Raw genomic sequence first — 24541 nt, 5'->3', positions numbered from 1 at the left:
CAGGCGACGGAAAAGACTCGACACCCTCCAGGGGGCAATCCATGGCAGCCAACGACCGCGAGAAGGCCCTTGAGACCGCGCTCGCCCAGATCGAGCGGCAGTTCGGCAAGGGCTCTGTCATGCGCCTCGGCGATGACGCACGGGCTCCCATCGAAGTCATCCCCACCGGGGCCATCGCCCTCGACGTCGCCCTCGGCATCGGCGGGTTCCCGCGCGGCCGCATCGTCGAGATCTACGGCCCGGAGTCCAGCGGTAAGACCACCGTGGCGCTGCACGCCGTCGCCAACGCGCAGCGGGCGGGCGGCATCGCCGCGTTCATCGACGCCGAGCACGCCCTCGACCCCGACTACGCCGGCAAGCTCGGCGTCGACACCGACGCCCTGCTGGTCTCCCAGCCCGACACCGGCGAGCAGGCGCTGGAGATCGCCGACATGCTGATCCGCTCCGGCGCGATCGACCTCGTCGTCATCGACTCCGTGGCGGCCCTGGTGCCCAAGGCCGAAATCGAGGGCGAGATGGGCGACAGCCACGTGGGCCTCCAGGCCCGGCTGATGTCGCAGGCCCTGCGCAAGGTGGCCGGCGCCCTGAGCAACACCGGCACGACCGCCATCTTCATCAACCAGCTCCGCGAGAAGATCGGCGTCATGTTCGGCTCGCCCGAGACCACCACGGGCGGCAAGGCGCTGAAGTTCTACGCCTCCGTCCGGCTCGACGTACGCCGCATCGAGACCCTGAAGGACGGCACCGAGCCGGTCGGCAACCGCACCCGGGTCAAGGTCGTGAAGAACAAGATGGCCCCGCCCTTCCGCGTGGCCGACTTCGACATCCTCTACGGCTTCGGCATCTCCCGCGAGGGCGGCCTGATCGACATGGGCGTGGAGCACGGCTTCGTCCGCAAGGCGGGCGCCTGGTACACCTACGAGGGCGACCAGCTCGGGCAGGGCAAGGAGAACGCCCGCAACTTCCTGAAGAGCAATCCCGACATCGCCAACGAGATCGAGAAGAAGATCAAGGAGAAGCTCGGCGTCGGGCCGCGCGTCGACGTTCCCGCCGAGCCCCCGGCGTCTCCGGTCGCGTCCGCGTCCGCCGCCCGCGGTGGCGCGCCCGCTCCGGCGGCCCGCGGCGCCAAGGCGCCCAAGCCGGGTGACGTCTGATCCCCCTGGTTGATCGCGTATGCCTTCCGACGACGCCCCCGGCCGCCTTCGCCCAGGCGACTGGGGCGCATGGATAGAGCAGCCGCCGAAGAGGAGCCCGGGCGCCGCGCCCGGCCCTGTCGAGCCTGGCGGGCCGCCGACATCCTCTGCCCCCGAGACCACCACGCCGGAGGCGGGACGCCGGCGGTCTGGGGCGGGGGTCGATGACGCCGCTCTGGACGGCGCGGGCGAGTGGCCCGGTGCTGAGCCGGGCGAGTGGCCCGGTGCCGAGGCGGGCGAAGGTGAGTGGCCCGGTGCCGAGGCGGGCGCAGGGCGCCGGTCGTCCCGGGAGGGGCGGCGGGGCGGGCGCCGTCAGCGGGGTGGTTCCCGTGACGGGGGTGGGTTCGACGGGCCGTCTCGTGACGAGGGCGGGTTCGACCGGCCGTCTCGGAACGGGCGTGGGTTCGACGGGCCGTCTCGGAACGGCGGTGGGTTCGACGGGCCGGCGGAGGGGTCCGCCGCGGCCGATGGGCCCCCGGCCGATCCGCGGGTGGTGGCGCGTGCCGTCTGCCTGCGGCTGCTGACCCTCGCGCCGCGCACCCGGGCGCAGCTCGCCGAGGCGCTCCGCAAGAGGAACATCCCCGACGAGGCGTCCGAGGCCGTCCTGGCCCGGTTCTCCGACGTGGGGTTGATCGACGACGAGGCGTTCGCCGAGGCGTGGGTCACCTCCCGGCACGCCGGGCGCGGTCTCGCCCGCCGGGCACTCGCCGCCGAGCTGCGCACGCGCGGCGTGGCCGAGGAGACCGTCCGCGACGCCCTCGACCAGCTCGACCCCGATCAGGAGCTGGAGACGGCCCGCGCGCTCGTCGCCCGCAAGCTGCCCGGCACCCGCGGCCTCGAGCCCGCCGCCCGCGTACGGCGGCTCGCCGGCATGCTCGCCCGCAAGGGCTACTCCGGGGCCCTGGCCTACCGCGTCGTCCGCGAGGCCCTCGAAAGCGAGGGCCAGCCCGCCGACGACCTGCTCGACGGCCTGGAGTAAGCCCGCCGGTGCTCATCGCCGGCCGGGGTCCGTGCCCTCGACGCCCGGGGGCCTCGTCGCCGGACGCTCTGGTGAGCGTCCGGCCATTCGGAGCGGGGCGGGAGCCGCGGGGCCGCAAGAGCGTGGAGCGGAGTCGGGCCTTTGGCGCCCGCACGCGGCCGGCTCGGGTGAGCGTTCGACAGCCCCGGTTGTCGTACTTCGCCTGCCCCGGGGCTTGTCTAGAGGGCGCGCAGGGCGGGGAGGAGTTCCTTTTCCGACCAGGCCAGGAAGTCGCGCTGGTTGGGGGCGCCTATCTGGACGAGGGCCACGTGGGTGAAGCCGGCGTCGGTGAAGCGCTTGACGCCCTCGACGACCGGTTCCACGTCGGGACCGCAGGGCACCTGGGCGGTTACGTCGTCGGGGCGTACGAACTTGGAGTAGGCCGCGAAGTTGACGGGGGCGGGAAGTTCGGCCATCACCTTCCAGCCGGCCGGGAACCACCGCCACAGGCGGTGGGCTCGCTCCTTGGCGGCCTCCACGTCGGTGTCGTAGGCGATGGCGAGCTGGCCGTACACCGGCTTGCCCTCGCCGCCGCTCGCGCGGAAGCGCTCCACCAGCTCGGCGTCGGGCTCGACCGCGATCAGCGCGTCGCCGTACTCGGCGGCCAGGTCGACCGACTGCGACCCCGACGCCGCGACGCCGATCCCCACCGGCTCGTCCGGCAGGTCGTACAACTTGGCCGAGTCGACCGTGAAGTGGTCGCCGCGGTAGTTCACGTACCCGCCTTCGAACAGCGCCTGGATGATCTCGACGGCCTCGCCGAACATCTCGTGGCGGATGTTGGCCGGGGGCCATCCCCGCCCGACGACGTGCTCGTTGAGGTTCTCCCCGGCCCCCAGGCCGAGCGTGAAGCGCCCGTCGGACATCGCCCCCACCGTCGCGGCCTTCTGCGCGACCACCGCGGGGTGGTAGCGCATGATCGGGCAGGTGACGTAGGTCATCAGCGGGATGCGTTCGGTGGCGTACGCCGCGGCGCCGAGCACCGACCACGCGTACGGTGAGTGGCCCATCTCTTCGAGCCAGGGGAAGTAGTGGTCGGAGATGACGGCGTAGTCGAACCCCGCACGTTCCGCCTGCACGACGTCGTGCACGAGCTGCTTGGGCGGGGTCTGCTCGCACATCATGGTGTAACCGATGTTCGCCATGGCAGGCACCTACCCCCGCCCTCCGGCTTAGTGCCGGCCCGCCGAAAAATTGCCCCGATCGGGCGGCACGCCAGACGGCCGAAATGATGATCACCAGCGGGTCTGCCCGCCGGTGGGCGCGGCCGCCGGCACCCCTAGGGGGTCAAAGTGGCTTGACGGGGGAACTTTGCTTGCTCGTTACCTCTCTGACGCTTAATCTCGACCACAGTGAGGAGTTACTCCGCGCAGTGCGGATTGCCATAACGACGGACGATCAAGACCGATCACTCCCAACGTCCAGGTGCCTCGGCGCCGGGACGCTTGGATCATATTCGTCTGGCCCGAATCGCCCGGTCGGGCTGTTCCGTGCTGCTCGTGTGACCCCTCGCGTGCTGCAAGGCTCGCGACGCGAGGAGGAGTTGGCGCGCATGGATTCGACGATCGTGATCATGCTGGCGGTAGCGGTCGTCCTGCTGGCAGGCATCGCGATTGTCGCGCTCGTGGTGTTGATACGCCGCACCGGCGGTGACAGGTCCCCCGGCCGCGGCCCGACCCCCGACCAGCTCGCCGACGTCCAGGCCGAGCTGGAGGAGGCCCGCCGCGAGAGCGCGCAGATCCGAGTCAAGGCCGAGAGCGACGCCGGCGAGGTGATCCGCAGGGCGGAGGCCGCCTCGGAGGGCGCGCTGCGGATGCGTCAGGAGGTCGAGGAGGAGACCCGCTCCCTCAAGCACGAGATCAAGGAGCTCAGGGCCGATCTCGAACGCCGGGAGAACCGCCTGGCCGAGCGCGAGGAGCGGCTGGACGAGGAGGCTCGCCGGCAGGCCGACCAGTCTCGCAAGCTGAGCGACTCCGAGAACGAGCTCGCCGACCGGCGCAAGGCGCTCGACCAGATCGAGCACAAGCAGCGGGAGGCACTCGAACGGGTCGCCGGGCTCACCGCCGACCAGGCGAAGGCCGAGCTGGTGACGACCATCGAGAACCAGGCCAAGCGCGAGGCCGCGCTGATCGTCCGGGAGATCGAGAGCGAGGCGCGCAAGGAGGGCGAGAAGCGCGCCTGCAAGATCGTGACCCTGGCGGTGCAGCGGGTGGCGACCGAGCAGACGGCCGAGTCGGTGGTCAGCGTGCTGCACCTGCCCGGCGACGAGATGAAGGGCCGCATCATCGGCCGTGAGGGGCGCAACATCCGCGCCTTCGAGTCCACGACCGGCGTCAACCTCATCATCGACGACACCCCCGAGGCCGTGCTGCTGTCGTGCTTCGACCCCGTCCGCCGCGAGACGGCCCGGCTGACGCTGGAGAAGCTCGTCCTGGACGGTCGCATCCACCCGCAGCGCATCGAGGAGGCCCACGAGCGCAGCAAGGACGAGGTCAAGCAGCTCTGTGTCCGGGCCGGTGAGGACGCCCTCGTGGAGCTGGGCATCACCGACATGCATCCCGAGCTCGTCACGCTGCTCGGCCAGCTCCGCTACCGCACCTCGTACGGGCAGAACGTGCTGAAGCACCTCATCGAGGCGGCGCACATCGCGGGCATCATGGCCTCCGAGCTGCGCCTGGACCCCATGCTGCTCAAGCGGTGCACCGTGCTGCACGACATCGGCAAGGCGCTCACCCACGAGGTCGAGGGCAGCCACGCCCTCATCGGCGCCGAGATCGCCCGCCGGTACGGCGAGCACGAGGACGTCGTGCACGCCATCGAGGCCCACCACAACGAGGTGGAGGTCCGCACCGTCGAGGCGGTGCTCACCCAGGCCGCCGACGCCATCAGCGGCAGCCGCCCGGGCGCGCGGCGCGAGTCGCTGGAGGCGTACGTCAAGCGGCTGGAGCGGCTGGAGGAGATCGCGCAGTCCTACGAGGGCGTGGAGAAGGTGTTCGCCATGCAGGCGGGCCGCGAGATCAGGGTGATGGTGCGGCCGGATGGGGTCGACGACATCCAGGCCCAGGTGATCGCCCGCGACGTCGCCAAGCAGGTCGAGGAGGAGCTGACCTACCCCGGCCAGATCAGGATCACCGTCGTCCGCGAGTCGCGCGCCACCGAATTCGCCCGCTGACGGCCACGGCCGTCGCGCCCCCGGCGCCGGTGGGTCCGGCGGGCGCGGGCGGCCGGGCTCTCGGCGGCCCGATCAGATCGCCCGCCTCTTCCCGCCGGGTTCGCCCGCCGCCGGGCGGGACGTTCAGAGGCGGAAGAGCTGGAGGTAGAACGCCATCTCGGCGGCGAGGGCGGCGCTTCGTGTCTCGGACCTGCGGAAGCCGTGCGCCTCGCCCTCGAAGGCGAGGTAGGTGCAGGGCACGCCGCGCTCGGTCAGCGCGGCCACGAACGCCTCCGACTGGGCCGGCGGGACGATGGGGTCGTCCTGGCCCTGCAGGAGCAGCATCGGGCAGTCGACCTGCCCGGCCCTGGCCAGCGGCTCGCGGGAGGCGTAGAGCAGGGGGTCGCTCGGGCCCACCAGCCACTCGACGTACCTCGACTCGAAGTCGTGGGTGGCCGCGGCGAACGGGGCCAGCGAGCTGACGCCCGCGATGGACACGCCGCCGCAGAACACCCCGGAGGCGCAGCAGGCCGCCATGGTGGTCCACCCGCCGGCGCTGCCGCCCCTGATCGCGATGCGCTGGGGGTCGGCCAGCCCCTCCGACAGCAGCCACTCGGCGGCGGCGACCGTGTCCTCGACGTCGACGACGCCCCACCGGCCGCGCAGCCGGTCGCGGTAGTCGCGCCCGTAGCCGGTCGACCCTCCGTAGTTGACGTCGAGCACGCCGATGCCCCTGCTGGTCAGGTAGGCCTTGTGCAGGTCGAGCGCGGTGGTGCTGTGCGAGGTGGGGCCGCCGTGCACGAACACGACGTACGGCGGCGCCGCCTCGGCGACGGTGACCGCCGGGTTGGCGGGCGGGTAGAGGTAGGCGTGCACCCGGCGCCCGAGACGGCTGTGGATCTCGACGGGCCGGGGGACCGGCAGGTAGGCGGCGTCGGCCGTCTCGACATCGCGCCGCAGCCCCTCCGTGCGCCCGGTGGCGGTGTCGACCCGCACCACCGTGCGCGATACCGCCGCCCCGTAGGCGACGCCGCACAGGGTGGAGCCGTCGGCGCTCAGGCACGGCACCCAGCCGTCGTAGGGGGTGTCGAGGTCGGTGAGCGCGCCGGTGGCGGGGTCGAGCAGGCCGAGCCGCATGTCGCCCCGGCCGTGCAGCACCGCGAGCCTGCCGTCGTCGAGCACGGCGTACGGCGCGCCGCCGAGCTCGCCGAGCGCCCAGGCGAACTCCTCCTCGGCCGGGTGCAGCGCCCGCGCGCCGGAGCCGTCGATCGCGATCTGCTGGAGGTTCCACCAGCCCGACGCGTCGGAGACGGCGTACAGGGTGCGGGTGTCCTTCCAGCGCGGCGCGAGGACCGACTCGGACGGGCCGCCCTTGACGCACCACGAGCCGCCGCCGGACAGCCGGGTGACGCGCAGCTCGGTGCCCACCCACGGCATGCGCGGATGGTCCCAGCAGATGTAGGCGAGATGGGCGCCGTCGGGGGAGATGGCGGGGAAGGCGTAGAAGTCGCTGCCGCCCGCCCGCTGGCGCGGCTCGGTGTCCCCGTCGAGCGGCACGGAGACGATCGAGCGGAACACCTTGCCGCCGCCGGTGTGCCGTTCCTGGACGCACCACACCTCGTCGCCGTGGACCACGAGGTCGGCGTACCGAAGGCCAGAGCCGATCTCGGGCTCTGGGGTGATCGCCCGGGGGAGGGCGCGCCCGGCGCCCTCGAACCCGACGAGGTAGAGCCGCTGGTCGGCGTGGTTGGCGAACACGACGCCCACCCCCGGGGCCACGGCGTAGGACCGCCCGCCGTACTCGTGGACGCGGGTGCGGGCGTCCCAGGGGGACGGCAGCAGCTCGGTGCGGGCGCCGTCGGCGGCGTGGTGCACGATGGTGCGCCTCCCGCCCTCGGCGGGGCGGTCCTCCTCCCACCAGACCTGTCGGCCGAGCACGGTGGGGTAGCCGGGGCGAAGCCCGGCGCGGGCGACGTGCGCGGAGGAGATGGGCGAGGGCCAGGCACCGAACGGCAGGTGCCCGTACGTGCGCTCGGGGGGCATAGCGGCATCCTGCCGGAAAACCCTCCGGCGTGTGGGCGCTACCGCGGCGATGGTGGTGTGGTGTGGTACGCGGAGTCCGGCGGGGACGGGTGGTTCGCCGCCAGCGAACCGAGGTGGTCGATCATGGCGCCACGCCAGGTGCCGTCCTCGAACATCGCGCGCAGGGCGTCGTCGACCCGCCCGCGCAGGTCGTCGCCGCCCCGGCCCAGGCCGATCGCGTGGCTGTCGCGGGTGAACGGGGATCCGACGAGGCGGAAGCGTCCCGGCCACGCGGCGGCGAGACCGGCGAGCACGGCGGCGTCGTCGGTGACGGCCTGGACCCGCCGGGCGGCGAGCATCCGGACGCAGTCCTCGGCGTTCGAGCTGATCATGAAGACGCGCTGCCAGGCCGTGCCGAACCGGGCGACCAGCGGGCCCGGGGAGGAGCTGCACACCCGCTTCTGGGTGAGATCGCCCACGGCCCGGATCGACAGGTCTCCGGACGCCGCCAGGATGTCCTGCCCGGACACCAGGTAGGGCCGGGAGACGGTGGCGCTCCCGGCGAGCGTCCCCCGGCCGGCCGAGGGCGTGCCCATGACGAGGTCGGGCCGGCCCTGCCCGGAGGCCGCCGGGCGCCCGAGGTCGACGTACCTGACCTGGTCGTCGCGGTAGCCGAGCCGTCTGGCCACGTAGCCCGCGATCGCGATCTCGAACCCCCGGTAGCCGCCGCCCGGAGTGCGCTCGGCCAGCCCCGGGCGGTCGGGCCGTACGCCGACGGCCAGGGCGGGGGCCTGACCGCACCCCGGCGCGGCCGTCGCGGCGGCCAGCGCCAGCGCCGCCGCGGCGAGCCGCGCCCGTACGCGCCCCGCCGGGCGTGCGAAGGGCGGGGGCGCGACGGGCGGCGTGCTGCTCATTCGCAGCATTACAGCCGCCCGGCGCGCCTCCCGCCCGGGAACAAGGCGAAGCTTTACGCTCCGCCGGCGCCGACCCCCACCGCGGTGGGCGCCTGCACCGGGGCCGCGGTCGTCCGGTTGCTGCGCCTGCTCCGCCGCTCCAGGACGGTGGCGACGTAGCTGAGCACCATGTTGATCGCGATGTACACCACCGAGATGACGATGGCGCTGGGGATGAGGTTGCCGAAGTTGGCCGGGATCTGCTTGAGCCCGAAGTTCAGCAGCTCCTCGTAGGCGATCACCCAGCCGAGCGCGGTGTCCTTGAGCAGCACGACCATCTGGCTGACGATCGCCGGCATCATCGCGGTCGTGGCCTGCGGCAGCAGGATCAGGCGCATCACGCCGCCCTTGCGCAGCCCGAGCGCGTAACCCGCCTCGGCCTGCCCGCGCGGCACCGCGAGCACGCCCGCCCGGAAGATCTCGGCGAGCACCGAGCCGTTGTACAGGGTGAGGCCGATCACGACGGCGGCGAACGCCGGCACGTTGACCGTGTAGCCGCTGGCGGTCGCGGGGAACGCCTGCACGAAGAAGATCAGCAGCAGCAGCGGGATGGCGCGGAAGAACTCCACGACCGCCCCGGCCGGCACGCGGATCCACGCGCGGTCGGAGAGCCTGCCCAGCCCGAACACGACGCCGAACAGCAGCGCCAGGACGGCCGAGAGCGCCGCGGCCTGGAGCGTGGCGATCAGGCCGGTGAGGATCTGGTTCTTCCAGACGTCCGCCTCGAGGAACGGCGTCCACATCTTGGCGTCGAACTGCCCCTTGTCGGCCAGCCCCTTGATCAGCACGTAGGCGACGGCCAGGACCAGGACGAACGAGACCAGGGTCAGGATGTTGTTGCGCAGACGCGCCCGGGGGCCGGGGACGTCGTACAGGACGCTGGCGCTCACCGGACCACCGCCATGCGCTTGGCCAGCCAGCCGAAGAAGAAGCCGGTGGGCAGGGTGAGCACCATGTAGCCGAGCGCGAACCCGAGGAAGATCGGCAGCGTGCCGCCGTAGTCGTCGAACATCTGCTTCATCACCGATGACGCCTCGATGTAGCCGGCCACGATGACGATCGTGGTGTTCTTGATGAGCGCGATGAGGATGCTGCCCAGCGGGGCGATCACCGAGCGGAACGCCTGCGGCAGCACCACGAGCCGCAGGGTCTGCGTGAAGGTGAGCCCGATGGCCCGGGCGGCCTCGGCCTGCCCCGGCGGCACGGTGTTGACGCCCGACCGCAGCGCCTCACAGACGAACGCCGCGGTGTACGCCGACAGCCCGAGCGTGGCCCACCAGTAGTAGTTGACGCCCGGGTCGCGGGAGAAGGTGAGCTGGAGCGTGTCGCTCAGCCCGAGCGCCGACAGCAGCAGCACCAGCGTCAGCGGGGTGTTGCGCAGGACGTTGACGTAGGCCGTCCCCACGCTGCGCAGCACCGGGGTGGGCGACACCCGCATCGCCACCAGGATCGTGCCCAGGAGTAGCGCCAGGAGCGCGCTCATGGCGCTGAGGCGGACCGTCGCCCAGAAGCCCGCCAGGATGGTGGTGAACTCCTCGGCGAGCGGGCCGAAGTCGAGCAGGGATTCCATCGGTCTCCACCGGATATGAGGAGCGCCGGTGAGGGGACCTCACCGGCGCCGGGAAGGGACTCAGGCGCAGCCCTCCGCGGGGGGCGCGGCGGTGGCGGTGAAGTTAAGACCGGTTCCGCTGAAGTGCTTGTCGAACAGGGTCTTGATGGTGCCGTCGCTGTACATCTTGGTGATCGCCTTGTTGACGGCCTCGCAGGTCTCCTTGTCGCCCTTCTTCAGGCCGACGCCGTACTTCTCGTCGGTGAACGGCGCGCCGGTGACCTTCAGGGAGCTGCCCTCGCGCTTGGCGTACCCGGCGAGGATCATGTCGTCGGTGGTCACGGCGTCCAGGGCGTCACCCTTGAGCTTGGTGATGCACTCGTCGTAGGCGCCGGCCGCGACCAGCGTCACGTCGATCTTCTTGCTCTGCAGGTTGGTGCCCTCGGCGATGTTCTTCCAGGAGTTCGAGCCGGTCACCTGGCAGATGCGCTTGCCCTTGAGGCTGTCGAGCGAGGTGATCGAGGTGTCGTCGGCGCGCACCAGGGTGTCCTGGTGGGCGACGTAGAACGGCCCGGCGAAGGTGACCTTCGGCTTGCGCGCCTCGGTGATGGAGTACGTGGCGACGATGAGGTCGACCTGGCCCTGCTGGAGGAAGGTCTCGCGGTTGGCGGAGCGGGCTTCCTTCCAGGTGATGCCGGACTCCTCGACGCCGAGCTCCTTGGCGATGTACTTGGCAACGTCCACGTCGAAGCCCTCGACGGTGCCGTCGGGCTTCTTCAGGCCCATGCCGGGCTGGTCGTACTTGACGCCGATCGTCAGCTTCTTGTCGTTCGTCGCCTTCTGCAGGACGGTTGTGGCTTCGCCGCCGCCGCAGGCGGCGAGGCTGCCGACCAGTGCCGCGGCAGACAGGAGGGTCGCCCCGATCTGTCGTGAACGCATTTGTATCCCTTTCTTCGTGACGAGCGGTCGAGTGCCGGCGCGGCGGATCAGTGCGTCAGGATCTTGGACAGGAAGTCCTTGGCCCTGTCGGTGCGGGCGTTGGTGAAGAACTCGTCGGGGGTGTTCTCCTCGACGATCTGCCCCTCGGACATGAACACGACGCGGTGGGCGGCCCGCCGGGCGAAGCCCATCTCGTGGGTGACGACCACCATCGTCATGCCCTCGCGGGCGAGCCCGATCATGACATCGAGCACCTCCTGGACCATCTCGGGGTCCAGGGCGGAGGTCGGCTCGTCGAAGAGGATCATCTTCGGGTCCATCGCCAGCGCGCGTGCGATGGCCGTGCGCTGCTGCTGCCCCCCGGAGAGCTGGGCCGGGTACTTGTCGGCCTGGGTGGCGATGCCGACCCGTTCGAGCAGCTCCATGCCCCTCTTCTCAGCCTTCTCGCGCGAGTGGCCGCGCACCCTGATGGGGCCCAGTGTGACGTTCTCCAGGATCGTCTTGTGGGCGAACAGGTTGAAGGACTGGAAAACCATGCCCACGTCGGACCGCAGGCGCGCCAGCGCCTTGCCCTCGGCCGCGAGTGGTTGCCCGTCGAAGGTGATGGTTCCCGAGTCGATGGTCTCGAGCCTGTTGATGGCCCGGCACAGCGTCGACTTGCCGCCCCCCGAAGGGCCGATCACCACGACGACCTCGCCTCGGGAGACCGTCAGGTTGATGTCCCTGAGCACATGCAGGGCACCGAAGTTCTTATTGACGTTCTCGACTCTGACGAGAGGAGTCGCGTCCCCGTTCTCCGTCATGCTGCACAACGTAGGTGGTCGAAGACGCTGGTCACTAACCAGGCGGTACCGATCCCATCACGGCCTGGTCACGGCATCGTTCGCGCTCCTGCTCCAGCCCTTGGGGGCGGGCGGCGGCGCCGTGCGCGGGAGCGGCGTTCGACGGGCGGCGCGGAACGCCTACGCTTGTCGGTGAGATGACTGTCATTGATGAGCGCGCCCGCACGTACGAGGTCATCACGTACGGGTGCCAGATGAACGTCCACGACTCCGAGCGCCTCTCGGGCCTGCTTGAGGACGCCGGCTACGTCCGCGCGCCCGACGGCGGCACCGCCGACGTCGTCGTGTTCAACACCTGCGCGGTGCGCGAGAACGCCGACAACAGGCTGTACGGCAACCTGGGCCACCTGCGCCCCGCCAAGGTCGGCAACCCCGACATGCAGATCGCCGTCGGCGGCTGCCTGGCGCAGAAAGACCAGGGCGAGATCGTCAGGAAGGCGCCCTGGGTCGACGTCGTCTTCGGCACGCACAACATCGGCTCGCTGCCCGTGCTGCTGGAGCGCGCCCGCGTCGCGCGCGAGGCCCAGGTCGAGATCAAGGAGTCGCTGGAGGTCTTCCCCAGCACGCTGCCGACCAAGCGCGAGTCCCCCTACGCCGCCTGGGTGTCGATCTCGGTCGGGTGCAACAACACGTGCACCTTCTGCATCGTCCCGGCCCTGCGCGGCAAGGAGAAGGACCGCCGCCCTGGCGACGTCCTGGGCGAGGTGCGCTCGCTGGTCGAGCTCGGCGTCCTTGAGGTGACGCTTCTCGGGCAGAACGTCAACACCTACGGGGTGGAGTTCGGCGACCGGCTGGCCTTCGGCAAGCTGCTGCGCGCCTGCGGCGACGTGCCCGGCCTGGAGCGCGTGCGTTTCACCTCGCCGCACCCGGCCGCGTTCACCGACGACGTCATCGCCGCCATGGCCGAGACGCCGAACGTCATGCACCAGCTCCACATGCCCCTGCAGTCGGGCTCCGACCGCGTGCTGAAGGCCATGCGCCGCTCCTACCGCGCCGAGCGCTACCTCGGCATCATCGAGCGGGTGCGCGCGGCCATGCCCGACGCCGCCATCTCCACCGACATCATCGTCGGCTTCCCCGGCGAGACCGAGGAGGACTTCCAGGGCACGCTGGAGGTCGTGCGGCGGTCGCGCTTCGCGAACGCCTTCACCTTCCAGTACTCCATCAGGCCCGGCACGCCCGCGGCCACCATGGAGGGCCAGGTGCCCAAGGAGGTCGTCCAGGAGCGGTACGAGCGGCTGGTGGCCCTGCAGACCGAGATCTCCTGGGAGGAGAACAAGGCGCAGGTCGGCCGCACCCTTGAGGTGCTGGTGGCCGAGGGCGAGGGCCGCAAGGACGGCGCCACGCACCGCATGTCCGGCCGCGCCCCCGACAACCGCCTGGTGCACTTCGTGCCGGCGGTGGCCGGCGACCCCGCCGCCGCACCGCCCAGGCCGGGCGACATGGCGACCGTCGAGGTCACCTACGCGGCCCCGCACCACCTGGTGGCCGACGGCCCCGCGCTGGCCGTCCGCCGCACCAGGGCGGGCGACGCCTGGGAGGCCAGGGAGAGCGCCGCCTGCGGCCCCGCTCTCGGCGCCGCCGCAGGCGCCCCCGGCACGGTGTCCCTCGGCATGCCGTCCCTGCGCCGCTCCTGAGGGCCCCCCGCGGCGCGCGCGGCGCCGAGGCGTGGCGAAAGAGACGGCGCCACGTGGACGATGGGCGGGCGCCGTGACAGACCGCCTCGTGGCGGGTCAGCGCAGGGCCGGGTGCTCCCTGACGAGCCGCTCGCAGTAGGCGCGGCGGAAGTCCGTGAACCTCGCGCAGTGGTCGACGGCCGGGTTCGGCGGGTCCGCCGGGGGCGCCGGTCGTCGCGGCGCGGGCCACGGCCGTGATGGAGACGGCCCGGGCGCGGACGGCGAGGGCCGCGGCGGCAGCCCCACACGTGCTCGGGGCGGCAGCCCGACACGCGCCCTGGGCGGCGCTGGACGTCCCGTCGGCCCCGGTGGGCGCGGTCGCCGCGTGCGGGGAGCCGTGGCGGCCGACGGTGCCCTCTGGCCGCGGTGCGGCGTGACGCCGGTCGAACCGGGGCCGGGGACGGCCGCGTCTCGCCGGGCGGTCGGGCCGGGCGCGGGGACGAACCCCGACCACGGGCGCCCGGAAGGCCGTACCGGCGCCAGGGAGGGTGCCTGAGGCCGGCGATCGGCTCGTGAGATTTCTCCTCCGCCGGCCGGTGACTCCGGCCAGGGAAGGGCGGCCGGGGGCGTGCCCGGAAGGACGGGAACGGGGGAGGCGGCGTGCGGCGCGCCGGGGCCCGCATTCCCCTTCGCGGCAGGCGATCGCGCCGCGAGGGGTGCGGTTCCGACGGTGATCCACAGTCCGCCCGCGAGGGCGACGACGGTCACCCCGCCGAGGGCGGCCGCCATTCGAGATGAGATCGGTCCAATGGATGACAAGTCGTGATTCTTCCGTGATTGAGGTGCGGTAATCGACTTCCTGGGGCTAGTGTGACGACCACTCGCGGAAGCCGGTGTGCTTTCTCCCCCGATAGGCCGCAGGAGTTACCTACATGAGTCGGCACGACCGTCAGTCGCCGAATCGCTACGAAGAGTCCGCCCCGCTCCCCACCGAATACCTGGCCTCCGAGCCGCCGTCCCGGCCTGGCTCCGGCCGGCGGACCCTGGTGATCAGCGCGGTCGCCGCGGTGCTCGCGGCCGGCGTGACCGCCGGTGGAGTCATCGCGCTCACGGGCGGCGAGTCGGGCGCTCCGGAGACGGCGACGCAGCAGCAGGCGAACCAGCAGGAGCAGCCCGCCGAGGAGGCTCCCGCGGAGGAGACCGAGTCGGACCCGAACGACGCCTCCCAGGAGGAGGCCGCCGGGGCCGGTGACACCGGCTCGGCGGGGGGTGGCGGCGCGTCCGACATCTCCGGCGGCGGCACGGGCGGCTCCGGCGGCACGGCCGCCCAGCCCGACTCCCCGCAGGGGGACTCCGAGGCGCCCGTCCGCGACTCCGAGAGCACCAAGAACAAGCAGAACTCCGGCACCGACGCCGTCGGCGGCACCGGGCCGCGTCCCGACGGGCCCGCCGGGTACGTCCCGCCGGGCGCCGCGAACCCCGGGCGCGCGACCGGAGACCGGTCGCTGGACTTCCCGACGACCGAGCCGTCCGCCACGCCCTCGGCCACGCCGAGCGCGAAGCCGTCGGCCAAGCCGACGCGTAAGCCGACGCGCAAGCCGACCCGCAGGCCGACGGCGTCCCCGAGCGCCAAGCCGAGCACCAAGCCCTCGGCCAAGCCGACGAAGACCCCGACCAAGGCGCCGTCCGCCCCGACCGGCGGCTCCTCCAACCTGGTCACCCTGGAGGACGAGGTGGCGCGCCTGACGAACGTCGCGCGGGCCGAGGAGGGCTGCGGGGCGCTGCGCATCGACGAGAAGCTGCGCAAGGCCGCGCGCGGCCACTCCGACGACATGGCCGCCAAGGGCTACTTCGACCACACCTCGGCCGACGGCCGCTCCCCGTGGGACCGCATCAAGGCGGCCGGCTACCAGTCGTCGAGCTTCGCCGAGAACATCGCCCGCGGACAGGCGACGCCCAAGGCCGTCGTCGACGCCTGGCTGAAGAGCCCCGGGCACCGCGCCAACATCATGAACTGCAAGCTGAAGGCCATCGGCGTCGGCGTGCACACGGGCAACGGCGGCCCCTGGTGGACGCAGGACTTCGGCGGCACCTGATCGCCGGTCCGCCCCGATCGTCACGGGCCCCGGAGCCGCGGCTCCGGGGCCCGTGCCCGTCTGGTCGGGAGCGCGTCCCGGCCCGGCTAGCCTGATCTTGTGCTCGTCGCCGCGGCCGTCTGCCCCTGCCCTCCGCTCCTCGTGCCGCGGCTCGCCGGCGCGGCGGCGCCCGAGCTCGCCGGGCTGCGCGAGGCGTGCGCCGGCGCCGTGCGCTCCCTGACCCGGTCCGCGCCCGACGCTCTGCTCGTGGTCGGCGGCGCCGAGACCGCCGAGTCCTACGACTCCGGCGCGGGCGGCACGTTCGCGCCCTGGGGCGCCGACGTGCGGGTGGGGGAGGGGCCGCCCGTGCTCCCGCTGTCCCTGACGGTCGGCCGCTGGCTGCTCGACCTCGCCGGGGCCGGGTGCCCGTCGGGCTACGAGGCGGTGCCGTGCGACGCTGCGACGCGCGAGTGCCTGCGGCTCGGCGCCTTGCTGGCCGGGCGCGCCCCGAGGGTCGCGCTGCTGGTCGTGGGGGACGGCTCGGCCCGGCTCGCCGCGCACTCGCCGGGCTACCTGCACCCGCGCGCCGCCCCGTACGACGCGGCGCTGACGGCGGCGCTCGCCGCCGCGGACGTCCCGGCCCTGGCCGCGCTCGACCCCGCCGAGGCGGACGAGCTGTGGGTGGGCGGCCGGGCGGCGTTCCAGGTGCTGGCGGGCGCCGCCGCGGCGGGCGGGGCCGACGCCCCGGCGTTCCGGGGCCAGCTGCTCCACCACCAGGCGCCCTACGGCGTCGGCTACCCGGTGGCCCGCTGGACGCGGCAGGACCCCGGCGGTGCCTCGTGAGGCCGCGCGGGTCGTTACGGTGAGGGGATGGGCACGGCGACGGCCGGGCCCCCGACCGGCTCGTGGATGGACATGATCGGATGGTAGACGTCGCCTTCGGAAGCGTGCTGACGCCGCTCGGCCGGTTCGTGGCGGCGGTGACCCCGGACGGCGTGGCGGCGACCGACTTCCGGGACGCCCCGGCCACGCGGCGCCGGATGCTCGCCCGCCTCGGCGCGGGCGCCGGGGAGGCCGGCGCGGACGCCGGCGCGTGGGCCGGCCGGGTCGAGGAGGAGCTCGCCGCCTACTTCGCCGGGCGGCTGCGGGCGTTCACCGTCCCGGTCGACTGGCGGCTGTTCACCCCGGCGCAGCGGCGGGTGCTCGGCACCCTGTACGAGACGGTGCGATACGGCCGGGTGACCACCTACGGCGGCCTGGCCGCCGAAAGCGGCGCGGGGCTGCCGGCCCGCGCCATCGGCTCGATCATGGGCGGCAACCCCGTGCCGGTCATCGTGCCGTGCCACCGCGTCGTCGCCGGCGACGGCCTCGGCGGGTTCAGCGGCGGCGACGGCGTCGAGTCCAAGCGCTGGCTGCTCACCCTGGAGGGCTACCTGCCCCCGACGCTCGACTGGGAGCTGCCGTGACACCCGCGACGGGGCGGCCGCCGGTGGTGGCCGTGGTGGGCGCGACGGCCGCAGGCAAGTCCGACCTCGCGGTGGAGCTGGCGCGCCGCCTCGGCGGCGAGGCGCTGAACGCCGACTCCATGCAGCTCTACCGCGGCATGGACATCGGCACGGCCAAGCTGTCCCTCGCCGAGCGGCACGGCGTGCCGCACCACCTGCTGGACGTCTGGGACGTCACCGAGACGGCGAGCGTGGCCGAGTACCAGCGCATGGCCCGCGACGTCGTCGACGGCCTGCTGTCCGCCGGCACGGTGCCCGTCCTGGTCGGCGGCTCCGGGCTCTACGTGCGCGCGGTGCTGGACGATCTCCAGTTCCCCGGCACCGACCCGGCGGTCCGCGAGCGGCTGGAGGCGGAGCTGGAGTTGCTCGGCCCGGCCGCGCTCCACCAGCGCCTCAAGGAGCTCGACCCGGTGGCGGCCGAGGCGGTGCTGCCCGGCAACGGCCGCCGCGTCGTGCGCGCTCTGGAGGTGATCGAGCTGTCCGGCCGCCCGTTCTCGGCGACGATGCCCTCCTACGACGCCGTCTACGACAACGTCCAGATCGGGCTGCTGGTGCCGCGCCCGCTGCTCGACGAGCGCATCGAGCTGCGCGTGCACCGCATGTGGGAGGCCGGGCTCGTAGAAGAGGTCCGGGGGCTGGCGGCCCGGGGCCTGGCCGGCGGGCGGACGGCCGGCAGGGCCCTGGGATACGCCCAGGTCATGCGTTTCCTGGCCGGGGAGTGGACCGAGGAGCAGGCCCGCGAGGACACCATCAGGGCGACCCGGCGGTTCGCCCGCCGCCAGGAATCGTGGTTCCGGCGCGACCCCCGCGTGCGCTGGCTGCCGTTCGACGCCCCCGACCTGCTCGAACGAGCACTGGAGCTGGTCGGGGCGTAAACTGTCGTGCCATGCGTTTCGTCAAGGGGCACGGCACCGAGAACGACTTCGTCATCCTCCCCGATCTCGACGGCACCCTGGAACTGCCCGCGTCCCGGGTGGCGGCGCTCTGCGACCGCCGCGCCGGCATCGGCGCCGACGGCGTGCTGCGTGTGCTGCCCGCCAAACTGAGCGAGGAGGCCACCGCGATCGCCGACCGGGCCGCCCGCTCGGGGCGCCCGCGTCCCGGCGGGGCCGAGTGGTTCATGGACTACCGCAACGCCGACGGCGGCGTCGCCGAGATGTGCGGCAACGGCCTGCGGGTCTTCGCCCGCTACCTGGTCGACGCGGGACTCGCCGACGCCGGCGAGTTCGACGTCGTCACCCGCGCCGGGGTGCGGTGGGTGCGCCTCGGGGCCGAGGGCGACGTCACCGTCGACATGGGCGCGCCGGAGGTCCTCGGCGAGAGCTGGGCGAGCGTCGGCGGCGGCGAGTACACCGGGGTCGTCGTCAACATGGGCAACCCCCACCTGGCCTGCGTCACCGGCGAGCCGGTGGCCCGGCTCGACCTCACCTCCCAGCCCGGTTTCGACCCTGCGGTGTTCCCCACCGGCGTGAACGTCGAGCTGCTCAACTCCGTGGGGGAGCGCCGGGTCGTGATGCGCGTCCACGAGCGCGGCTCGGGCGAGACGCGCGCGTGCGGCACGGGCGCGGTGGCCGCGGCCGTGGCGGCCGCGCGCCTGGCGGGCGAGACCACCGGCACCTGGTCGGTCGAGGTCCTCGGCGGCCTGCTCACGGTCGGCCTGGAGGAGCACACCAGCCACCTGTCGGGCCCGGCCGTCCTGGTCGCGTCGGGCGAGGTCGCCGCGGGCGTCCTCTGATCCACGCCCGTCCCCGCGCCGGCGCCCCGCGGGCCGGCGCGGGCACCGCGCCGCCCACCGCACCGCCCGCATGTTTGGGGCAGGCCCCGTGAACTGGCAGACTGACCTGCCATGGACGTGGACATCTGGGCATGGGTCGCAGACACTCAGCGGCGACTGCACGAAGGCGGCAACACCGGGCTGGCGATAGCGCTGGGTGATCTGCCCGCGCAGGCGTTCGAGGGCCGTTATGCCCAGCTCGACGTGATGGCGCCCGCGGTGGCCCAGCAGGCCGAGTCGCAGGAGCTGCCCTGGCTGGAGTTCTTCGCCCGGCACTGGCATCTGGCCGGCCGCATCGGCGACCGGGCCCAGGGGAGGGTCGCCCTGGGCGACGCCGAGGCGCTGCTGGCCTTCTCCCGCCGTGAGGACACCAAGGACTGCCCCTCGGCCCCGGCGGCCGTCGAGGCGCTGGCGGTCACCCAGGCCAACACCGACGGCCCCGGGTACGCCGCCGAGCGGCTCGCCGCCCTGGGCGCGGCCATGGCCGACGTGCCGCACGCGTCTCCCGCGTTCAACGGCCTGGCCACGCAGTACGTGTCGGCCCTGTCCGACGCCGGTGAGGTCGAGCAGGCCGTCACCTACTACCAGTCGGCCGTCGCGGGTCGCAGGAGCGCCGACGGGCAGGTGAGCTGGGAGCTGGCGGCCATGGGGGTGCGCGCGCTGCTCGCCGCGGGCCGCACCGAGGAGGCGCTGAGCGAGCTCGACGCCGCCAAGGACTTCCCGGCCGACGACCCCGCGGCCAAGGAGCACCGCGAGGGCGTGCTGCGCGCCCTGGTGCTGGCCACGACCGGCCGGTCGGCCGAGGCGCTCGCCGCCCTTCCCGACCTCGACGTCGTCGGCGAGCATCCGCGCGACTGGGTCGAGTGGGCGCGCGCCGTCCGCCTGCTCACGTCGGTGATCTCCAACACCTGGCAGCTCGGCCGCGTCATGCGGCAGTGGGTGACCTACTTCGAGACCATGGGCGTCGAGCACGGCCGGGTCGAGCTGGCGCTGATCGCCGGCGAGCTGGCCGTGGCGCGCCAGGGCATCTGGCAGGCCCGCGCCCTCGCCGACCTCGCCGAGTCCGGGCTGGGCGCGCTGCGCCGTCCCGGCGACCTGCCCGAGCGCGTGGCCGCGCTGCGCGCCTCCGCCGAGGCCGCGCGGCCGCTTGCCGCCCCCGGCCCGCAGGACGAGCTGGTGGCCTACTTCGACGCCGCCGACGGCCACAACGCCGACCCCGAGCGGTGGGTGGGCTGGCTCTGGCCGCTGTCGGGCACCGACCTGGAGGCCACCCGCCGCCACGCCACGACGCTCGCCTTCCTCGGCTACGCCGACCTCGGCGCCGACTTCCTGTGGAAGCAGGTCGTCGACGACGGCGACCCCGCCTCCGCCGAGGAGGAGGACATCGCCTACCTCACCGGTGTGCTGGTCGAGGCCGGCCAGGACGAGCGGGTCGAGAGCTTCGCCGCCATGCTGTCCGCGCCGTCCGCGCACCTCGTGCTCGGCCGCCTGCACCGCGCCCGCGAACGCTGGGCCGAGACGCAGGCCGAGGCCGAGAAGTCCCTGGCCGCCGGCGCCGAGGGCGTCACCGCGCTGGAGGCGCGCCGCCTGCTGGCCGGCGCCGCGCAGCAGACCGGCGACAACGCCAAGGGCGCGGCCATCCTGCGCGACCTGGTCGCGTCGGGGGTCGCCGAGGAGGAGGACGTCTGGCGCATGATCGTCATGGCGACCGCCTCCGAGGACTGGCCGCTGGTCCGCAAGGGCGCCGAGGCGCTGGGCATGCCGGTGGCCACCACCGAGGGCCCGATCGAGGAGGAGTGGCACCTGGTCAGGGTGGTCCTGCCCGCCTCCGACGGCAGCCGCCGCGAGGTGCTCGCCGTGCGCACGGGCCCCGCCACGGCGCGCCTGCTCATCCCCCAGCCCCGCGGCATGGACTACAACGCGGGCGACATCGTGGTCATCGACCCCCGCCCGCTGGAGCCGGTCCCCGAGAGCGCCGAGGAGCAGGAGAACTTCGTCATCCCGTTCGGTGCCGTGTCGATGCTGCGCCCGGGCGGGTACACCAGCTGGTTCTTCGACGGCGTCGCCCCCAGCGAGGACGACTGGACCGAGTTCAACGAGGTGATGGCCGAGCGCGGCTGGCCCATGTGGGTGTACAGCGACGAGAACTACACCGTCACCCACCCGGGAACGGGCGAGCGGCTCCAGGGCGTCTACGGCTGGATCGCCGTCCCGCCGGACGTCGAGGACGTCGAGGTCGACGCGTTGCTGGACGACGCCACCGAGCGGTGGGTGCATCCGCTGGCCTGGCTCGACCTCGCGCGCAGCGCCGGCATCGAGGTGGAGCGGCACGAGCGCATCACCAAGGAGTACGGCCTGTAGCCCGGGCGTCGCCTCCTGGCCTGGTCCCCGTTGCGCGTGCTTGGCCGGTTTGTGGGAGAGTCGCACCGGAACGACCATCAGGTGCTGGAGGCAGTGTGCTGGAGAGCGATCGGCTCGCCGCGGTGATCCGTGACGAGCGCCCGTGGGGCAACTTCGAGCGGTACACCCACAACGAGACGTCCACCGTCAAGATCATCGAAGTGGCGGCGGGGCAGCGGCTGAGCCTGCAGCGGCACAAGCTGCGCGACGAGCTGTGGGTGGCGCTCGACCCGGGGGTGGTGTTCGAGATCGACGGCGAGCGCATCGAGCCGTCCGTCGGCGACCGCGTGCTGATCCGGGCGGGCCAGACCCACCGCCTCAGCTCCTCCGGGCCGGCGACCCGCATCCTCGAGGTCGCCTTCGGCCACTTCGACGAGGACGACATCGAGCGCCTCGACGACGCCTACGGCCGGGCCTGACCGTCCGGCCTGACCGTCCGGCCGGGGCGTCCCGGCCGGACGCGCGGACGCTTTCACGGCGTCCGCGCAACGTGGCGCCCCCGGAATCAACCGCGCGCGGTTTCCGGGGGCTTTTGCGATATTGCGGGTTTTCGCGGGTAGATGCTCTACCTCGGGATTACTTCTCCTTTACCTGGGGGTGGCGGTGCGCCTGCGCGGAGCTCGCGGGATCGTGGCCGGTTTCGCGGCGGTCGTCATGCTGTCCGGATGCGGGCCGATCGACGCCACCAGCGCGGGGGGCGACGGAGGGTCCGGGTCCGGGGACGGCGGCGGTTCCTCGTCCGGCGTCATCCCGCTGGACAACCCCAAGGGCACCGAGCCCGGCCTCGCGCCCATCAAGTCCGGCAAGGACCGCACTGCGGCCGTCAACCTGATCGAGAAGGTGGCGACCAAGGGGCGCGGCCCGAAGACCGGCTACGACCGCGACGAGTTCGGGTACGCGTGGGCCGACAACGCGGTCGACGTGCCGTTCGCGCGCAACGGCTGCGACACGAGGAACGACGTGCTGGCCCGCGACGGCCAGAAGCTGAAGTACCGGTCGGGGTCGTCGTGCGTCCTGACCTCCATGACGCTCGACGACCCCTACACCGGCAGGACGATCGAGTGGACCAAGCAGGACGCGGCCGAGGTCCAGATCGACCACGTCATGCCCCTGTCGTACAACTGGCAGATGGGCGCGTCGCGGTGGAGCAAGGAGAAGCGGGTGCGCATCGCCAACGACCCGCTGAACCTCATGCCGGTCGACGGCTCCACCAACTCCTCCAAGGGCGACTCCGGGCCCGCGTCCTGGCTGCCGCCCGCCAAGGGCGTCCGCTGCTCCTACGCCGTGCGGTTCGCCCAGGTGGCGCTGAAGTACGACCTGGCCGTCACGGCCGCCGACAAGGACGCGATGCTCGCCCAGTGCGCGTAGCCGCGCACCCGGCGGCCGGCACGTCCCGTCAGTCGTCGTACTTCTGGCGGAACTTCACGATCTTGCCGGTGCGGGCGGAGACGTAGACCCGGTACTCCCGGTGCCCCTTGTGCAGCTCGATCTTCCGGGCGCGGTGGCCGTGCTCCCACTCGCGCTCGATCTTGGTCACCCGCGCGCCGGGCACCTTCCTCTGAGCGCCGCACGTCGGTGATGACCGAGGTCGGCCGCTCCGGCGGGCGGCCGGTCCCCGAAGTGCGGAACGACTGACGCCGGGGTGCTCTAGGGTCGCCCGTAAAGCGCGAGTAAAGGCGGGGACGATCATGAGCGCACGCAAGGACGTCGACGGGGCACCAGGGGGACGCGGCAGGCGGCTGGCGATCAGGGGGGTGCTGCTCGGCGTCATCGCCGTCGTGCTCCTCGGCATCGTGGCGAGCTGCTCCACCAAGATCAGCACGGCTCCCGACGAGGTGAGACTGCACTACGCGGGCGGGCCGTTCGAGCCGATCAAGTTCGTCAAATGCGTGAACCCCTCCAGCGGCGCGACGTTCCTCGGCCCGGGCGACACCTCCTACCCCTACCCGTTCGGGCAGCGCACCTTCGACTTCTCCGGAGTCGACGACTCCGAGTCCAAGCCGATCAGCATCGTGTCCAAGGACAACGTCGAGCTCCAGGTGGCGGGCTCGGCGACGTTCACGCTGAACACCTCGTGCACGACCCTGCGGCAGTTCCACGAGAAGATCGGGCTGAAGTACGGGGCCTACCTGGAGGACGAGGAGCGTACGTCGTCGGGCTGGCGGCGCATGCTGAACTTCTACTTCAAGCAGCCGCTCGACCGCGCGATGGACGCCGCCTCGCAGGAGTTCGAGTGGAAGAAGCTGTTCAACGACCCCAACGCCAAGCAGCAGTGGGAGCAGCGGGTGGGCCAGCTCGCCCGGCAGTTCATCAAGGAGACGGCCGGCGCCGACTACTTCTGCCAGCCGAACTTCGCCGGCGTCGGCGACTGCGGCGACGTGGTGCTGACGATCCAGAAGCCCGAGCCGCCGCGGAGCCTGATCGACGCCCTGGCCGCCGAGCAGGCCGCCAAGCAGCAGAACCTGGCGCAGCAGCAGATCAACACCAAGGTGAAGACCGAGCTGGAGTCGATCAAGGACCTGGTCGAGGTGCTCGGCCCCCAGGGCGCGATCCTGTGGAAGGCGGTGCAGGACGGCAGGGTGCAGGTCGTTCCGGTCCCGCAGAACGGGTCGGTGAACATCACCCCGCAGACCCGCTGACCCGCCGCGGGGCCCGTGGCGGTTGATGAAACCATGAGGATATGGGGGTATCCGTCCAGCTAGGAGGGGTCATGGCCTATAACGCCGGCTACCTGGACGGCTTCCCCTGCTGGCCGGAGCTCACCACACCGGAACCCGCGTCCGTGACGCGGTTCTACGGGCGCCTCTTCGGCTGGACGTACGAGCACCTCGGCCCGCGGGTGTGGAACTCCACGCTGTGCCTGCTGGACGGCAGCCCGGTCGCGGGCATGGCGCCCCCTCCCCCCGGCCTGGACGTCCCGAAGCCGTCGTGGACGATCTTCATGGCCACCTCGGAGGTCGAGGCCTCTCTGGTGCGGGTCCAGGCCAACTCCGGCGAACCGCTCGTGCTGCCGACCCAGATGCCCCTCGGGCGGATGGCGGTGGTCCACGACCGCGAGGGGGCGCCCTTCGGGCTCCTGCAGCCGAGCTCCCGGGTGCGGCCGCCGCCGAAGGGGACACCCGGCACGCTGTGCTGGAACGAGCTGCACGTCCAGAACCCGGGCGCCGCCGACGACTTCTACCAGTCGCTGTTCGGGTACGAGTGCGAGCAGACCGGCGACGGCGTCGACTACGACTACGTCCTGTGGAAGGTGCGGGGGGAGACGGCCTGCGGGCGGCTGCGCATCCCGTACGAGCAGGACGGGTTCGCGCCCCGATGGGTGAACTACTTCACCGTCGACACCATCGGGAAGAGCCAGGCCGTCATCGAGCGGGAGGGCGGCTCGGTGCTGATCAACGCCTACGAGATGCCGCACGGCCTCGTCGCGCTGGCGGCCGACCCGGGCGGTGCCCGCTTCGCCCTCTGCCAGCACGACAACGGCAACGCCGCCGTTCCTTGACCCCC

At 72.7% G+C, this 24541-nt stretch carries 22 protein-coding genes; 14 read left to right on the top strand and 8 right to left on the bottom strand.

Annotation, left to right across the window (positions count from 1 at the left end):
- Positions 1-41 precede the first annotated feature (41 nt).
- Together recA and recX are read left to right on the top strand one after the other, a co-directional pair.
- Positions 42-1154 (top strand): recombinase RecA, encoded by a 1113-nt coding sequence (gene recA / locus PYR91_RS06945; protein WP_279778331.1) that lies wholly within the window; start codon positions 42-44, stop codon positions 1152-1154.
- Between the two features lie 19 nt (positions 1155-1173).
- The gene (gene recX, locus PYR91_RS06940; protein ID WP_279778329.1) at positions 1174-2172 is read left to right on the top strand and encodes a recombination regulator RecX; all 999 of its coding nucleotides are present in this window, start codon (positions 1174-1176) and stop codon (positions 2170-2172) included.
- A gap of 218 nt (positions 2173-2390) precedes the next feature.
- On the opposite strand, the gene PYR91_RS06935 is transcribed toward recX, so the two are convergent.
- Positions 2391-3356, bottom strand: coding sequence for an LLM class F420-dependent oxidoreductase (locus PYR91_RS06935; RefSeq protein WP_279778328.1), 966 nt, complete (start codon positions 3354-3356; stop codon positions 2391-2393).
- 407 nt (positions 3357-3763) lie between these two features.
- Between PYR91_RS06935 and rny the strand changes: the two genes are divergently transcribed.
- Positions 3764-5383, top strand: coding sequence for a ribonuclease Y (rny, locus tag PYR91_RS06930; RefSeq protein WP_279778326.1), 1620 nt, complete (start codon positions 3764-3766; stop codon positions 5381-5383).
- A 123-nt stretch (positions 5384-5506) separates the two neighbouring features.
- On the opposite strand, the gene PYR91_RS06925 is transcribed toward rny, so the two are convergent.
- From PYR91_RS06925 to PYR91_RS06900, 6 genes are read right to left on the bottom strand one after another with little or no spacing between them, the layout of a single operon-like run.
- Positions 5507-7405 carry a prolyl oligopeptidase family serine peptidase gene (locus tag PYR91_RS06925; protein WP_279778324.1) on the bottom strand — a complete coding sequence of 633 codons (1899 nt, stop codon included), beginning with the start codon at positions 7403-7405 and terminating at the stop codon, positions 5507-5509.
- A gap of 38 nt (positions 7406-7443) precedes the next feature.
- Positions 7444-8298: a transporter substrate-binding domain-containing protein gene (locus tag PYR91_RS06920; RefSeq protein ID WP_279778323.1), complete on the bottom strand. Its 855-nt coding sequence runs from the start codon at positions 8296-8298 to the stop codon at positions 7444-7446.
- A 53-nt stretch (positions 8299-8351) separates the two neighbouring features.
- Positions 8352-9227 (bottom strand): amino acid ABC transporter permease, encoded by an 876-nt coding sequence (locus PYR91_RS06915; RefSeq protein ID WP_279778321.1) that lies wholly within the window; start codon positions 9225-9227, stop codon positions 8352-8354.
- Positions 9224-9907, bottom strand: coding sequence for an amino acid ABC transporter permease (locus PYR91_RS06910; RefSeq protein WP_279778319.1), 684 nt, complete (start codon positions 9905-9907; stop codon positions 9224-9226). Before PYR91_RS06910 ends, PYR91_RS06915 begins: the two co-directional genes overlap by 4 nt.
- A gap of 60 nt (positions 9908-9967) precedes the next feature.
- Positions 9968-10825, bottom strand: coding sequence for a glutamate ABC transporter substrate-binding protein (locus tag PYR91_RS06905; protein WP_279778317.1), 858 nt, complete (start codon positions 10823-10825; stop codon positions 9968-9970).
- 47 nt (positions 10826-10872) lie between these two features.
- Positions 10873-11628, bottom strand: a complete 756-nt coding sequence (locus PYR91_RS06900) for an amino acid ABC transporter ATP-binding protein (RefSeq protein ID WP_279778316.1) — start codon at positions 11626-11628, stop codon at positions 10873-10875.
- Between the two features lie 176 nt (positions 11629-11804).
- Here PYR91_RS06900 and miaB point away from each other — a divergent pair, with 176 nt between their 5' ends.
- From miaB to PYR91_RS06855, 9 genes are all read left to right on the top strand, one after another.
- On the top strand, positions 11805-13304 hold the full coding sequence (gene miaB / locus PYR91_RS06895; RefSeq protein ID WP_279778313.1) for a tRNA (N6-isopentenyl adenosine(37)-C2)-methylthiotransferase MiaB: 1500 nt from the start codon (positions 11805-11807) through the stop codon (positions 13302-13304).
- Between the two features lie 911 nt (positions 13305-14215).
- Positions 14216-15379, top strand: a complete 1164-nt coding sequence (locus PYR91_RS06890) for a CAP domain-containing protein (RefSeq protein WP_279778312.1) — start codon at positions 14216-14218, stop codon at positions 15377-15379.
- A 99-nt stretch (positions 15380-15478) separates the two neighbouring features.
- The gene (locus tag PYR91_RS06885) at positions 15479-16201 is read left to right on the top strand and encodes a hypothetical protein (RefSeq protein WP_279778310.1); all 723 of its coding nucleotides are present in this window, start codon (positions 15479-15481) and stop codon (positions 16199-16201) included.
- 80 nt (positions 16202-16281) lie between these two features.
- On the top strand, positions 16282-16824 hold the full coding sequence (locus tag PYR91_RS06880; protein ID WP_279778309.1) for a methylated-DNA--[protein]-cysteine S-methyltransferase: 543 nt from the start codon (positions 16282-16284) through the stop codon (positions 16822-16824).
- The gene (miaA, locus tag PYR91_RS06875) at positions 16821-17738 is read left to right on the top strand and encodes a tRNA (adenosine(37)-N6)-dimethylallyltransferase MiaA (RefSeq protein WP_347942920.1); all 918 of its coding nucleotides are present in this window, start codon (positions 16821-16823) and stop codon (positions 17736-17738) included. The genes PYR91_RS06880 and miaA overlap by 4 nt, the downstream gene beginning before the upstream one ends.
- Before the next feature lie 11 nt (positions 17739-17749).
- The gene (dapF, locus tag PYR91_RS06870; RefSeq protein WP_279778308.1) at positions 17750-18598 is read left to right on the top strand and encodes a diaminopimelate epimerase; all 849 of its coding nucleotides are present in this window, start codon (positions 17750-17752) and stop codon (positions 18596-18598) included.
- Positions 18599-18709: 111 nt separating this feature from the next.
- Positions 18710-20998, top strand: coding sequence for a tetratricopeptide repeat protein (locus PYR91_RS06865; protein ID WP_279778307.1), 2289 nt, complete (start codon positions 18710-18712; stop codon positions 20996-20998).
- Between the two features lie 95 nt (positions 20999-21093).
- On the top strand, positions 21094-21456 hold the full coding sequence (locus tag PYR91_RS06860) for a phosphomannose isomerase type II C-terminal cupin domain (protein WP_279778306.1): 363 nt from the start codon (positions 21094-21096) through the stop codon (positions 21454-21456).
- A gap of 211 nt (positions 21457-21667) precedes the next feature.
- The gene (locus PYR91_RS06855; protein WP_279778305.1) at positions 21668-22405 is read left to right on the top strand and encodes an HNH endonuclease family protein; all 738 of its coding nucleotides are present in this window, start codon (positions 21668-21670) and stop codon (positions 22403-22405) included.
- A 28-nt stretch (positions 22406-22433) separates the two neighbouring features.
- Here the strand turns inward: PYR91_RS06855 and PYR91_RS36380 are convergent, their stop codons facing one another.
- The gene (locus tag PYR91_RS36380) at positions 22434-22727 is read right to left on the bottom strand and encodes a PepSY domain-containing protein (RefSeq protein ID WP_347942919.1); all 294 of its coding nucleotides are present in this window, start codon (positions 22725-22727) and stop codon (positions 22434-22436) included.
- Here PYR91_RS36380 and PYR91_RS06845 point away from each other — a divergent pair.
- Together PYR91_RS06845 and PYR91_RS06840 are read left to right on the top strand one after the other, a co-directional pair.
- Positions 22726-23676 carry an SPFH domain-containing protein gene (locus tag PYR91_RS06845; RefSeq protein WP_279778302.1) on the top strand — a complete coding sequence of 317 codons (951 nt, stop codon included), beginning with the start codon at positions 22726-22728 and terminating at the stop codon, positions 23674-23676. The two genes, PYR91_RS36380 and PYR91_RS06845, sit on opposite strands and share 2 nt — an antisense overlap.
- A gap of 71 nt (positions 23677-23747) precedes the next feature.
- Positions 23748-24536, top strand: a complete 789-nt coding sequence (locus tag PYR91_RS06840; RefSeq protein WP_279778300.1) for a VOC family protein — start codon at positions 23748-23750, stop codon at positions 24534-24536.
- The last annotated feature ends 5 nt before the right edge of the window (positions 24537-24541 follow it).

The sequence above is a fragment of the Sphaerisporangium sp. TRM90804 genome (genome assembly GCF_029846175.1).
GTDB lineage: Bacteria > Actinomycetota > Actinomycetes > Streptosporangiales > Streptosporangiaceae > Sphaerisporangium.
The sequence above is the reverse complement of the archived record's forward strand: the minus strand, read 5'-3'. Positions and strand labels throughout refer to the sequence as shown.

Coding starts and splice junctions, on each gene's coding strand:
- recA (WP_279778331.1), top strand. CDS start 42: ATGGCAGCCAACGACCGCGAGAAGGCCCTTGAGACCGCGCTCGCCCAG.
- recX (WP_279778329.1), top strand. CDS start 1,174: ATGCCTTCCGACGACGCCCCCGGCCGCCTTCGCCCAGGCGACTGGGGC.
- PYR91_RS06935 (WP_279778328.1), bottom strand. CDS start 3,356: ATGGCGAACATCGGTTACACCATGATGTGCGAGCAGACCCCGCCCAAG.
- rny (WP_279778326.1), top strand. CDS start 3,764: ATGGATTCGACGATCGTGATCATGCTGGCGGTAGCGGTCGTCCTGCTG.
- PYR91_RS06925 (WP_279778324.1), bottom strand. CDS start 7,405: ATGCCCCCCGAGCGCACGTACGGGCACCTGCCGTTCGGTGCCTGGCCC.
- PYR91_RS06920 (WP_279778323.1), bottom strand. CDS start 8,298: ATGAGCAGCACGCCGCCCGTCGCGCCCCCGCCCTTCGCACGCCCGGCG.
- PYR91_RS06910 (WP_279778319.1), bottom strand. CDS start 9,907: ATGGAATCCCTGCTCGACTTCGGCCCGCTCGCCGAGGAGTTCACCACC.
- PYR91_RS06905 (WP_279778317.1), bottom strand. CDS start 10,825: ATGCGTTCACGACAGATCGGGGCGACCCTCCTGTCTGCCGCGGCACTG.
- PYR91_RS06900 (WP_279778316.1), bottom strand. CDS start 11,628: ATGACGGAGAACGGGGACGCGACTCCTCTCGTCAGAGTCGAGAACGTC.
- miaB (WP_279778313.1), top strand. CDS start 11,805: ATGACTGTCATTGATGAGCGCGCCCGCACGTACGAGGTCATCACGTAC.
- PYR91_RS06890 (WP_279778312.1), top strand. CDS start 14,216: ATGAGTCGGCACGACCGTCAGTCGCCGAATCGCTACGAAGAGTCCGCC.
- PYR91_RS06880 (WP_279778309.1), top strand. CDS start 16,282: ATGGTAGACGTCGCCTTCGGAAGCGTGCTGACGCCGCTCGGCCGGTTC.
- dapF (WP_279778308.1), top strand. CDS start 17,750: ATGCGTTTCGTCAAGGGGCACGGCACCGAGAACGACTTCGTCATCCTC.
- PYR91_RS06865 (WP_279778307.1), top strand. CDS start 18,710: ATGGACGTGGACATCTGGGCATGGGTCGCAGACACTCAGCGGCGACTG.
- PYR91_RS06845 (WP_279778302.1), top strand. CDS start 22,726: ATGAGCGCACGCAAGGACGTCGACGGGGCACCAGGGGGACGCGGCAGG.
- PYR91_RS36380 (WP_347942919.1), bottom strand. CDS start 22,727: ATGATCGTCCCCGCCTTTACTCGCGCTTTACGGGCGACCCTAGAGCAC.
- PYR91_RS06840 (WP_279778300.1), top strand. CDS start 23,748: ATGGCCTATAACGCCGGCTACCTGGACGGCTTCCCCTGCTGGCCGGAG.